This is a genomic window from Streptomyces sp. NPDC005533 (assembly GCF_042871845.1).
Lineage (GTDB): Bacteria > Actinomycetota > Actinomycetes > Streptomycetales > Streptomycetaceae > Streptomyces.
Genome location: NZ_JBIAJH010000015.1, coordinates 1 through 12129, shown reverse-complemented (window position 1 = coordinate 12129; position 12129 = coordinate 1). Strand labels below are relative to the sequence as shown.

Sequence of the window (12129 nt, the reverse complement as noted above, 5' to 3'; positions counted from 1 at the left end):
AACCGATTTTTGGACCAGGGCCATGACCGTGTAATGTTTGGGACGTCGCCAAGGGGAACCGGCAAGGGAAACCGAAGCGGCAAGCAGACAAGGGGCTATAGCTCAGTTGGTAGAGCGCCTGCATGGCATGCAGGAGGTCAGGAGTTCAATTCTCCTTAGCTCCACAGTGAAGAAGCGGGCCACCCGGATCGGGTGGCCCGCTTCTCGTTGTGCGGTCGTCCGAGCGGGCGCCACGGGTGCTGCGGTACCCTGACGCCATGCGTGCCGTACGCCTTCTGCTTACCGAGCCGCGCTGATCAGCGCCGACCCACGAGAGGTCGGCATCGGCGCGGCGTCCCCTCCTGTGCGAGGGGTTTTTTCGTTTGGGCAGGCAGACACGGCGAAGACGATCGATGGAGCTTCAGAAATCATGAGCGAGACGAACACCCCGGCCCCCGAGGCGGCCGAGGCGCACCGCTACACGGCTGCCATGGCCGCCGACATCGAGGCACGCTGGCAGGACGTATGGGACGCGCAGGGCACCTACGAGGCCCCGAACCCGACCGGTGACCTGGCCGGCGACCCCGCAGTGGTCGCGCGGCCCAAGAAGTTCATCATGGACATGTTCCCGTACCCGTCCGGCGCGGGGCTGCACGTCGGCCACCCGCTCGGCTACATCGCCACCGACGTCTTCGCCCGCCACCAGCGGATGACGGGCCACAACGTCCTGCACACCCTGGGCTTCGACGCCTTCGGCCTGCCGGCCGAGCAGTACGCCGTGCAGACCGGCACGCACCCGCGGGTCTCCACCGAGGCGAACATCGAGAACATGAAGGTCCAGCTGCGCCGGCTGGGCCTGGGCCACGACAAGCGCCGGTCCTTCGCGACGATCGACCCGGACTACTACAAGTGGACGCAGTGGATCTTCCTGCAGATCTACAACTCCTGGTACGACGCCGACGCGGGCCAGGCCCGGCCGATCACCGAGCTGGTCACCGCCTTCGAGGACGGCTCCCGCGAGGTCCCCGGCGGCCGTGCCTGGGCCGAGCTGACCGCCGGCGAGCGGGCCGACGTACTGAACGGGTACCGGCTGGCGTACTCCTCGGACGCGCCGGTGAACTGGTGCCCCGGGCTGGGCACCGTACTGGCCAACGAGGAGGTCACCGCGGACGGCCGGTCCGAGCGCGGCAACTTCCCGGTCTTCAAGTCCCGGCTGAGCCAGTGGAACATGCGGATCACCGCGTACGCCGACCGGCTGCTGGACGACCTGGACGCGCTGGACTGGCCCGAGGCCATCAAGCTGCAGCAGCGCAACTGGATCGGCCGCAGCGAGGGCGCGCGCGTCGACTTCGCCCTGGGCGACGAGGCGATCACCGTCTTCACCACCCGTCCGGACACCCTGTTCGGCGCCACCTACATGGTGCTGGCGCCCGAGCACCCCCTGGTCGAGAGGTTCGTCCCGGCCGCCTGGCCCGAGGGCACGCACCAGGTGTGGACCGGCGGTCACGCCACCCCGGCAGAGGCCGTCGCCGCCTACCGCAAGCAGGCCGCGGCCAAGTCGGACGTCGAGCGGCAGGCCGAGGCCAAGGACAAGACCGGCGTCTTCACCGGCGAGTACGCGGTCAACCCGGTCAGCGGCCAGAAGGTCCCGGTCTTCATCGCCGACTACGTGCTGATGGGCTACGGCACCGGCGCGATCATGGCGGTCCCGGCCCACGACGCCCGCGACTTCGAGTTCGCGCGCGCCTTCGAGCTGCCCGTCCGCTGCGTGGTCGAGCCGACCGACGGCCGCGACATCGACCCGGCCGAGTGGGACGACGCCTTCGTCGCCCACGACGCGAAGCTGATCAACTCCAGCGGCGAGGGCATCTCGCTGGACGGCCTGGGCGTCGTCGAGGCCAAGGCCGCGATCACCGAGTGGCTGACCGAACGCGGCATCGGCGAGGGGACGGTCAACTTCCGCCTGCGCGACTGGCTGTTCAGCCGGCAGCGCTACTGGGGCGAGCCCTTCCCGATCGTCTACGACGAGGACGGCGTCGCGCACCCGCTGCCCGAGTCGATGCTGCCGCTGGAGCTGCCGGAGGTCGAGGACTACTCGCCGCGCACCTTCGAGCCGGACGACGCGACCTCGAAGCCGGAGACCCCGCTGTCGCGCAACGGCGAGTGGGTCAACGTCGAGCTGGACCTGGGCGACGGCCGCGGCCTGCGCTCCTTCCGCCGCGAGACCAACACCATGCCCAACTGGGCCGGTTCCTGCTGGTACGAGCTGCGCTACCTGGACCCGCACAACGCGTCGGCCCTGGTGGACCCGGAGATCGAGCAGTACTGGATGGGCCCGCGCGAGGGCGCGCCGCACGGCGGCGTCGACCTGTACGTCGGCGGCGCCGAGCACGCGGTGCTGCACCTGCTGTACGCGCGCTTCTGGTCGAAGGTGCTGTTCGACCTGGGTCACGTCTCCTCGGCGGAGCCGTTCCACAAGCTGTTCAACCAGGGCATGATCCAGGCGTACGCGTACACCGACGAGCGCGGCGTCTACGTCCCGGCGGCCGAGGTCGAGGAGCGCGACGGCGCGTACTTCTACGAGGGCAAGCCGGTCAAGCGCGAGCACGGCAAGATGGGCAAGTCCCTGAAGAACGCCGTCACGCCCGACGAGATCTGCGAGGAGTACGGCGCGGACACCCTGCGCCTGTACGAGATGGCGATGGGCCCGCTGGACGTCTCGCGTCCGTGGGACACCCGCGCCGTGGTCGGCCAGTACCGCCTGCTGCAGCGCCTGTGGCGCAACATCGTCGACGAGGAGACCGGCCGGGTCACCGTCGTCGACGGCGAGCCGGGCGAGGACACCCTGCGCGCCCTGCACAAGGCGATCGACGGGGCCGGCGCGGACATGGCGGGCCTGCGCTTCAACACCGCCATCGCGAAGATCACCGAGCTGAACAACGCCCTGACGAAGGCGGGCCGCCCGCTGGAGCGCTCGGTCGCCGAGCGGCTGGTGCTGCTGATCGCCCCGCTGGCCCCGCACATCGCCGAGGAGCTGTGGAGCCGCCTGGGCCACGCGGAATCGGTCGTCCACCAGGACTTCCCGGTCGCGGACCCGGCGTACGTCGTGGACGAGAGCGTGACGTGCGTGGTGCAGGTCAAGGGCAAGGTCAAGGCGCGGCTGGAGGTGCCGCCGACGATCTCGGAGGCGGACCTGGAGCAGCTGGCCGTGACCGATGAGGGCGTCGTGGCGGCGCTGGGCGGTGCGGAGATCCGCAAGGTGATCGTGCGCGCGCCGAAGCTGGTGAACATCGTCATCTGAGGGCGCCCCCGCATAGGGGTGATCCCGTACGGGCAGGTTGGGGGTTCGATTGGAACCCCTGGCCTGCCCGTGGCGTTTACCGTGGAGGGGAAGAGCGACGCTTGGGGAAAGGGGCCGTCATGGAGGTCGCGTTGATCATCTTCGCGCTGATGCTGCTGGCTTTCGTCGGCCTCGGCGCGTACCTCACGGTCAAGGCGGTGGGCGCGGCCAAGCGGGGCGTGGAGCGCACGGTCGTGCAGGCACGGCGCACGGTCGAGGACACCACGCTGCGGGCCAAGAGCTTCGGCCAGGTCGGAGTGGTGGGGGCGCTGGCACAGGTGCGGCTGGACCTGCGGACCTCGATGCGCGCCACCCAGCAGGCGCTGGCCGACGGGGTCCGCGTGGACGCCTCGCTGCGGGAGTCCCTCGGGCTGTTCGAGCAGCTGAGCGCGCACGGGCACGAGCTCGACGGTGAGCTGAAGCGGCTGGAGCAGGAGCCGGACCGGCGGCGCACCGCCGAGCTCCTCCCGGACCTGCGCGAGCGCGCGGCACAGATCACCAAGGCCGCGGACTCCCTGCGGTGGGCGGCCCGTGACCGGGCCCGGCGGTTCGCGGCGGACGACCTGTCCCTCTTGTCGGAGCAGATCGAGATGGAGTCGGGCGCGCTGCGCGACTGGTCCCGCGAACCGGCGGACGACCTGGCGGCCGCGGCCGCCGAGTGGGACGCCGCCCAGTCCGCCCAGGCTGCGCCGGCTGCGAAGCCGAAGCCGACCCCCGCGGCGCCGCCCGCCGCATTGAACCCGCCGACCCCGACCGTGCAGTACCCGTGGCAGAAGGCGCCGCGCCCGGAGAGCGCCGGCTGACACCTCCTCCGCAGCCATGACCCGCCGGGGCCCGGGCCTTCCGGGATCCGGGGCCCGGGCTTTCCGGGACTCGGGACCCGGGCTTTCCGGGACTCGGCCGCCGCGCGCACCGTAGGCTCGGCCACCACCGCGGCAGAGCCCGCCGAACCGCACCCGCCCGGACCGCGCCCGCCCGGGTCCGGGGGCCCAGGCTGCCGTCGAGGCCCCACTGGCGGTAACCTCCGCCTCATGTCCCGCCTTGTCGCCATCGTCACCGATTCCACGGCCTACCTGCCCCAACCGGCCATGGCGCGGCACGGAATCACCTCCGTCCCGCTGACCGTGGTGCTCGGCGGCGAAGCGCTGGAGGAAGGCACCGAGATCTCGGCGCGCAGCCTGGCCGTGGCCCTCCAGAAGCGCCGGTCGGTGACCACCTCGCGCCCCAGCCCGGAGGAGTTCGTCCGGGCTTACAAGGCAGCCGCGGACGCCGGGGCTACCGGCATCGTCAGCCTGCACCTGTCCGCCGAGCTCTCCGGCACCTACGACGCCGCCGTGCTCGCCGCGAAGACCGCGCCCGTGCCGGTGCGCGTCGTGGACACCGGCATGATCGCGATGGCGCTGGGCTTCTGCGCGCTGGCCGCCGCCGAGGTGGCCGAGGGCGGCGGTTCCGTGGACGAGGCCGTGGCGGCAGCCGAGAAGCGGGCGGCGGAGATGGCCGCGTACTTCTACGTCGACACCCTGGACTACCTGCGCCGCGGCGGCCGGATCGGGGCCGCGCAAGCCCTCTTCGGCTCGGCCCTGGCGGTGAAGCCCCTGCTGACGCTGGAGGGCGGGCGGATCGAGCCGCTGGAGAAGGTGCGTACGGCCTCCAAGGCCATCGCCCGCCTGGAGGAGCTGGCCGTCGAGCGCGCCGGGTCCGCGGCCGTCGACGTGGCGGTGCACCACCTGGCGGCTCCGGAGCGGGCCGAGAAGCTCGCCCAGCGGCTGCGCGAGCGGATCCCCGGACTGGTCGAGATGCACGTCAGCGAGGTCGGCGCGGTGATCGGCGCGCACACCGGGCCGGGGCTGCTGGCGGCGGTCGTCTCCCCTCGCTGATCACCGGAACGAGTGGCCCGGTTATCCACAACGGGCTTGTCGTCCACCGGAATTGAAGGCTCCGAACGGGGGGCGGGGCGGGCCCCTACCGTCGTGGCATGACTCTTCGCACGCGTACTTCGCATCCGTCGGGCGGCGCCACCACCGGTCCGGGCCGCCCCCGTCCCTCCGACAGCCGTTTCTCAGACGGCCGGTCTTCCGACGGTCGTCTCTCCGACGGCCGTTCAGCGGGCAGCCGGCTTCGCCACCGTCCCGGCCGCCGCGGGCGCCCGGTGCACCGGGTTCCCCCTCCGGAGCCGGGCGCGGTGCGCCGGCGGGCCGAGGCCCTGCTCGGCGGCAGCGGTCCGCCGCAGGCGTCGCCGCCGGCCGGAGCGGATCCCGGTACCGGGACCCGGCCCGAGGAGACGGTCAGGCTCGGGGAGGCGGTCCGGCTCGGGGAGGCGGGGCTGTCGCCCGGGGCTGCGCGGAGGCTGGCCGTGCGGGAGCGGCTGCCGCTGTGGCTACAGGCCCGGTGCGCGGTGGAGCCGCGCACGGTGGCCGCCGTCACGGTGGTGCTGGTCGCCGCCGTCGGCTTCGCCGGGCAGCAGTACTGGTCGGCCCGGCCGCGGGCGGTGACCGTCCCGGCGCTGGTCGCCCCGGCGGCGGCGGCCCCGGCGGGCACGGGGCCGGCTGCCGCGCCGGCCGGGGGCAGTGGTGCCGGCGGCGCCGCGCGGATCGTCGTGGACGTCAGCGGCAAAGTCAGGGACCCCGGGGTGCGCCGGCTGCCCGCCGGTTCCCGGGTGGAGGACGCGCTGGCCGCCGCCGGGGGAGTGCGTCCGGGCACCGACACCACCGGGCTGAACCGGGCCCGGGTGCTCGTGGACGGCGAGCAGGTCCTGGTGGGCGCCCCGGCGCCGCCGTCGCCCGGCGGGGCCGGTCCGGGAGGGGGCTTGGGACCTGGCCCTGGTCCGGGTTCGGGTCCGCTCAGTCTGGGGTCGGCCACGGTCGCGCAGCTGGACGGTCTGCCGGGGGTCGGGCCGGTGCTGGCCCAGCACATCGTCGACTTCCGTACCGCACGCGGCGGCTTCCGGTCCGTGGAGGAGCTCCGCCAGGTCGACGGCATCGGCGAGCGGCGCTTCGCCGACCTGCGTACGCGGGTGCGGCCGTGAACCGCCCCGAGGGGCCGGGGCCGGTGGATCTGCGTCTCGCGGTGCCGGCCGTGGCCGCCTGGGCGGCCGCCGCCCTCGCGTTGGACGCGCCCGCGGGCCGGACCGCCCTCGGGGTGGGGCTGGGGGTGGCCGGAGCGGGCCTGCTGGTCCTGGCCGGGTACCTGCGCCCGGGCTGCCTGTGGAGGGTCGCCCCGGCCCTGGCCGCGACCCTGCTCTGCGCGGCAGCCGGGGCCGGGGTGGCGGGGCTCCAGCGGGCCGAGGCACGGGCCGGACCGGTCGCCGGGCTCGCGCGGGAGCATGCACGCGTCCTTGCCGAGCTCACCGTCGGGTCCGACCCGCGGGCCGCCCGCGGCGGGAGCGGGCCGCCGGTGGTGGTGCTGGACGCGGTGGTGACCCGGGTGACCGGGCCCGACGGGACGGCCACCCGGGTCGAGACCCCGGTGCGGGTGCTGGCCGGGCATGCGGGATGGGCCCGGCTGCAGCCGTCCACCCGGGTGGCGGTGGTCGCCCGGCTGGCTCCGGCGGGGGGCGGGGAGCGGGCCGTGGCGCTGCTCCGTCCCGCCGCCGACACCCCGCCCCGGGTGACCGGCGGCCCGGACACCGCGCAGCGGATCGCCGGGCGGCTGCGGGCCGGGCTGCGCGAGGCCACCGAGGGGCTCGCGCCGGACGCCGGGGCCCTGCTGCCGGGGCTCGTCGTCGGGGACACGTCCAGGGTGCCGCCCGACCTGTACGAGGCCTTCCGGGCCACCGACCTGCTGCACCTGCTGGCCGTCTCCGGGGCCAACCTGACCGTGGTGCTGTTCCTGCTCATCGGGCCCCCGGCTCGCGCCCAGCGGGCCGAGCGGCGCGGGCTGGCACCCCGGCTCGGGCTCTCGCTGCGGGTGACCGCCCTGTGCGGGGCGGCCCTGACGCTGGCGTTCGTGGTGGTGTGCCGGCCGGAGCCCAGCGTGCTGCGGGCCGCCGCCTGCGGGGCGGTCACCCTGTTGGCCATCGCCACCGGGCGGCGCAGGTCCCTGATCCCGGCCCTGGGCGCGGCCGTGCTGCTGCTCGTGCTCTACGACCCGTGGCTGGCCCGCAGTTACGGCTTCCTGCTCTCCGTGCTGGCCACCGGGGCGCTGCTCACCCTCGCTCCCCGGTGGAGCGAAGCCCTGCGGCGGCGCGGGACGGGCCCGCGGCTCGCCGATGCGCTCGGGGCCGCCGCGGCCGCCCAGGCGGTGTGCGCGCCGGTGGTGGCGGTGCTGGCGGCCCGGGTCAGCCTGGTGGCGGTGCCGTGCAACCTGCTGGCCGAGCTCGCGGCGGGTCCGGCGACGGTCCTCGGCTTCGCCTCGCTCGCCGCCGCCCCGCTGTGGATGCCCGCCGCGCGGGTGCTCGCCTGGTGCGCGGGGGTGCCGGCCGGGTGGATCGCGGCGGTGGCCCGGACCGGGGCGGGGGTGCCGGGGGCGGAGCTGCCCTGGCCGGGCGGGCTCACCGGCGGCCTGCTGCTGGCCGGGGCTGTGGTGGCCACCGTCGCCGTCGTGACCGTGGCAGGAAGGATCGGGCGACGGTGGCGGTGGCGGTGGATCTGCTCCGCGCTGGCGGTGCTGCTGCTCCTCGCCGTGCTGCGGCCGCCGCAGCTCACCCGTACGCTCACCGGCTGGCCGCCGCCCGACTGGAGCTACGTCCAGTGCGCCGTGGGGCAGGGGGACGCCGCCGTCCTCGCGGTCGGCCCGGGCGAGGCCCTGGTCGTGGACGCCGGACCGGAGCCCGGCCCGGTGGACCGCTGCCTGCGCGCGCTGGGCGTGCACCGGGTGCCGATGCTGCTGCTGACGCACTTTCACGCCGACCACGTCGGAGGACTGTCCGGGGTGCTGAAGGGCCGGTCCGTGGGGGTGATCGAGGCCACCACGCTGGAAGAGCCGGCGGCGCAGGCCGCGTTCGTCCGCCGGACCGCGGCGGCCGCCGGTGTGCCCGTCGTACGGGCGGCCCAGGGGGAGCGGCGCCGGGCCGGCCCGCTGGAATGGCAGGTGCTCTGGCCGCCCGCGGCCGGACCGCCGCCCGACGGGCCCAACGATGCCAGCGTCGCCCTGCTGGTGCGGGGCGCGGGCCTGACCCTGCTCCTGCTCGGAGATCTCGAACCACCCGCACAGCAGGCACTCCTGAGGGAGCATCCGCACCTTGGGCCGGTGGACGTCCTCAAAGTGGCCCACCACGGCTCCGCGCACCAGGACCCCGAGCTGACCGCCCGGGTCCGGCCGAGGCTCGCGATTGTTCCCGTCGGCACAAAAAACCGCTACGGGCATCCCGCGCCGGGTACGCTCGCACGCCTGCGGGCGGTGGGGTCGACGGTGCTGCGCACCGACACCGACGGCTCGATCGCCGTCAGCGGAACCGGCGTTCGGATGCGTGCGTTTCCGGCCAACCGGCGCCGGTCCCGGCGCGGTCATACCGGGCGCGACCGCTCTGTTTGCCCACAACCCGACAGCATGATCGAATGCGTCTTCGCCAGAACGGTCCAAGTCCACACAGCACGGGGGTGCATCAGCCATGTTCAGTCGCAGACGGGGGATGGAGTCGGCCGGAACGTCCAGCCCGCAGCCATCCGCGACGCTGACGCTGCCGCCGACGGCGCGCCTGCTCAGCTGCCGGGTTCTCGACACGGTCCACCAGCCGGTCAGGCAGGCCACGTTCGAGGTGACCGACCCGATCGGGCGCCGCATCGTCAGCGGGGAGACCGACCCGTTCGGCGGCTTCACGGCGGCCGTGCCGGAGGGGGAGTACCGGCTGTCCGTCACCGCCGAGGGGTACGCGCCGTTCCACGGCGCGACGCTCGTGGGGGACCCGGCGCAGCCGGGCACCGGGGAGATCATCCTCGACGCGGTGGAGCCGCCGCTGCTGCCGCAGCCCGGTCACTGGGAGCTCGACCCGACGCACTCGTCCATCGCCTTCACCGCCCGGCACATCGGGATGGCCCGGATCCGCGGCCGGTTCAACACGTTCGCCGGGGCGGTGCGGATCGCCGAGCGCATGGAGGACTCGTCCATGCACGTGATCATCGATGCGGCGAGCATCGACACCGGGTTGCGGCTACGGGACGACCACCTGCGGTCGGCGGACTTCCTGGACGCCGTCCGGCATCCCACGGTGGAGTTCTACAGCGAACGGTTCATCCACCGCAGCGGCAGCCGCTGGACCGTGGCCGGCGCCCTGACCCTGCACGGGGTCAGCCGGTCCGTGACCCTGGACACCCGGTACCTGGGTCTCGGCACGGGCCTGGAGGGCGAGCCGAGGGCCGCCTGCCGGGCCACCACCGAACTGCACCGCGAGGACTTCGCCCTGAACTGGCAGTCGGTGCTGGCGCAGGGGATCGCGGCGATCGGTCCGAGCGTGGACGTGACGCTGGACGTCCAGATCGTGCACAAGGCCTGATCCCGGACGCTCCCCTACGGGGCTTCCAGCCAGCCTTCGTACTCGGCGGCGAGATCGTCCAGCGTGGTGGCGTCGAGCCGTTCCTGCGGATCCTCGACGACGACCAGCCACTGGGCGTCCTCGGCGTCGTCTTCGCCGGCCAGCGCGTCGCGGAACAGCTGCGGTTCCTCCGGGAGTCCGAAGCGGTCGACGGCCTCCTGCGCCACCTCCTCGGCGGCGTCGCGGTCGGGCAGGACGAGTACATGTCGCACGTTCACGCGACCATTCTCAGGGATCCGGCGCGAGGGGCCGCGGGGCGGGGGACTGTCAGTGCGGCATGGGATGCTGGAGCCGATGGCCACCAGGAAGAACCCCACCGACGATCCGCTTGCCCCGCTCACCCTCGCGGTGGGGCAGGAGGAGCTGCTGCTCGACCGTGCCGTACGGGAGGTGGTGGCGGCCGCCCGCGCCGCCGACGCCGACACGGACGTCCGCGACCTCTCCTCCGAGCAGCTCCAGCCCGGCACGCTGGCCGAGCTGACGAGCCCCTCGCTCTTCTCCGAGCGCAAGGTGCTGGTCGTACGCAATGCGCAGGACCTGTCCGCGGACTCGGTCAAGGACGTCAAGGCCTACCTCGACGCGCCCTACGAGGAGATCATCCTCGTCCTCCTCCACGCGGGCGGGGCCAAGGGCAAGGCCCTGCTCGACGCGGCGCGGAAGGCCGGCGCGCGGGAGATCGCCTGCCCGAAGATGACGAAGGCCGCGGACCGGCTGTCGTTCGTGCGGGGCGAATTCCGCGCGCTGGGCCGGGCGGCGACCCCGGAGGCCTGCCAGAGCCTGGTCGACGCGATCGGCAGCGACCTGCGGGAGCTGGCGAGTGCGGCCGCGCAGCTGTGCGCGGACGTCGAGGGCACCATCGACGAGGCCGTGGTCGGCCGCTACTACACGGGGCGGGCCGAGGCCTCCAGCTTCACCGTCGCCGACAAGGCGGTCGAGGGACGTGCGGCCGAGGCCCTGGAGGCCCTGCGCTGGTCCCTGTCCACCGGGGTGGCGCCGGTCCTCATCACCAGCGCCCTGGCCCAGGCGGTACGCGCCATCGGCAAGCTGGCCTCCGCCCCGCGCGGGGCCCGCCCCGGCGACCTCGCCCGGGACCTGGGGATGCCGCCGTGGAAGATCGACCGCGTCCGCCAGCAGATGCGGGGCTGGTCGGCGGACGGCGTCGCGGATGCGCTGCGGGCGGTGGCCGCCGCCGACGCGGGGGTCAAGGGCGGCGGCGACGATCCCGAGTACGCCCTGGAGAAAGCGGTCGTGGCGGTGGCCCGCGCGGCCCGCCCGCAGCGCCGCTAGGTCGCCTCCGTCCCCGGACCGGGGCGGGCCCGGGGGCCCAGGAGGCGGGCTGCCGTTCGCCGACGCGTGGGGCCGCCGCGTCAGGGTTAGCCTGGACACGGGGAATCCGTCGGCCAGGCCGCCCTCACCACCGGACGGCAAGGGCGTCCGGGTGGGCGAGAGGGAGGTTCCGTGGCCGGCAGAGTGCGCGTGACGACGGTGGACGCCGGACCCTTCACCATGCCGATGAGCGGTCTCCTGTACGGGGCCTCCGGCACGATCACCGTGCCCTCGACCGTGGCCGTCATCGAGCACGCCACGCACGGGCTGATCCTCTTCGACACCGGGATCAACCACCGCGTGGCCGACCCCGAGGCCGCCGAGGCCCACTGGGGTCCGGGACGGCGGGCGGCGTACGGGGCCGAGGGGTTCACCCGGGCCCACGCCGTCGACGCGCAACTGGAGCGCCTCGGCTACCGGCTCGCCGAGGTGAGGTACGTCCTCTACTCCCACCTGCACCTCGACCACGCCGGGGGCATGACCTACTTCCCGCACGCCGTGCACGTGGCCCAGCACGAGGAGCTGCGCCACGCGTGGTGGCCGGACCGCTGGACCGCGCGGGGCTACGCCTTCAACGACTACGCGGGCAGCCGGGACTACGAGTTCCTGCAACTCCGGGGCGACACGGACCTGTTCCATGACGGCACGCTCAAACTCCTGCACACCGCCGGCCACACGCCCGGCCATCAGGGCGTCGTCCTGGACCTCGCCCACCACGGACGGATCGGCCTCATGGGCGACGCCGCGCACCTGCAACAGGGACTGGACCGCGACGCGCCCATGCCCAGCGACTGGAACATCGAGGAGAAGCTGCTCACCTACGGGCGCCTGCGCGCGCTGTCCCGCGCCGGCATCCCCGTGTTCCTCTCCCACGACCCCGACCACTTCGCCGAACTGCCGCACGACGGCGAGTTCTGGGACTAGTGACCTGAGTCAGAGATTCGGTGGCAGTAGGCGGCGACTCTGTCGAGGATCTCGTCGGCTGTCTTTGTCCAGACGAAGGGCCTGGGTTGGT

The 12129-nt window shown here is 73.9% G+C and carries 8 protein-coding genes, 1 tRNA gene and 1 pseudogene; 9 read left to right on the top strand and 1 reads right to left on the bottom strand.

What is annotated here, in order from left to right; all coding sequences use genetic code 11:
• Positions 1-91 precede the first annotated feature (91 nt).
• The 7 genes and pseudogenes from ACFYP3_RS17265 (at position 92) to ACFYP3_RS17235 (ending at position 9749) form a co-directional block, all read left to right on the top strand.
• A tRNA-Ala gene (locus ACFYP3_RS17265) sits at positions 92-164 on the top strand.
• Between the two features lie 245 nt (positions 165-409).
• Entirely contained in the window at positions 410-3280 is a 2871-nt protein-coding gene (gene leuS / locus ACFYP3_RS17260; RefSeq protein WP_388832690.1) for a leucine--tRNA ligase, read from the top strand.
• Between the two features lie 119 nt (positions 3281-3399).
• The gene (locus ACFYP3_RS17255; RefSeq protein ID WP_388832687.1) at positions 3400-4122 is read left to right on the top strand and encodes a hypothetical protein; all 723 of its coding nucleotides are present in this window, start codon (positions 3400-3402) and stop codon (positions 4120-4122) included.
• A 228-nt stretch (positions 4123-4350) separates the two neighbouring features.
• Positions 4351-5196, top strand: a complete 846-nt coding sequence (locus ACFYP3_RS17250) for a DegV family protein (protein WP_388832684.1) — start codon at positions 4351-4353, stop codon at positions 5194-5196.
• Positions 5197-5501: 305 nt separating this feature from the next.
• Positions 5502-6344, top strand: coding sequence for a helix-hairpin-helix domain-containing protein (locus ACFYP3_RS17245; protein WP_388832682.1), 843 nt, complete (start codon positions 5502-5504; stop codon positions 6342-6344).
• Positions 6341-8731, top strand: a pseudogene (locus ACFYP3_RS17240) (ComEC/Rec2 family competence protein); the annotation flags it as partial. The gene ACFYP3_RS17245 and the pseudogene ACFYP3_RS17240, both read left to right, overlap by 4 nt.
• Before the next feature lie 136 nt (positions 8732-8867).
• A complete protein-coding gene (locus ACFYP3_RS17235; RefSeq protein WP_388832679.1) occupies positions 8868-9749 on the top strand; it encodes a YceI family protein in 882 nt (293 codons plus the stop codon).
• Positions 9750-9763: 14 nt separating this feature from the next.
• Here ACFYP3_RS17235 and ACFYP3_RS17230 read toward each other — a convergent pair whose 3' ends face one another.
• Positions 9764-10006: a hypothetical protein gene (locus ACFYP3_RS17230; RefSeq protein WP_388832676.1), complete on the bottom strand. Its 243-nt coding sequence runs from the start codon at positions 10004-10006 to the stop codon at positions 9764-9766.
• A gap of 76 nt (positions 10007-10082) precedes the next feature.
• Here ACFYP3_RS17230 and holA point away from each other — a divergent pair, with 76 nt between their 5' ends.
• Positions 10083-11075 carry a DNA polymerase III subunit delta gene (gene holA, locus ACFYP3_RS17225; RefSeq protein ID WP_388832674.1) on the top strand — a complete coding sequence of 331 codons (993 nt, stop codon included), beginning with the start codon at positions 10083-10085 and terminating at the stop codon, positions 11073-11075.
• A gap of 171 nt (positions 11076-11246) precedes the next feature.
• Positions 11247-12038 (top strand): N-acyl homoserine lactonase family protein, encoded by a 792-nt coding sequence (locus tag ACFYP3_RS17220; protein WP_388832670.1) that lies wholly within the window; start codon positions 11247-11249, stop codon positions 12036-12038.
• Positions 12039-12129: the final 91 nt, after the last annotated feature.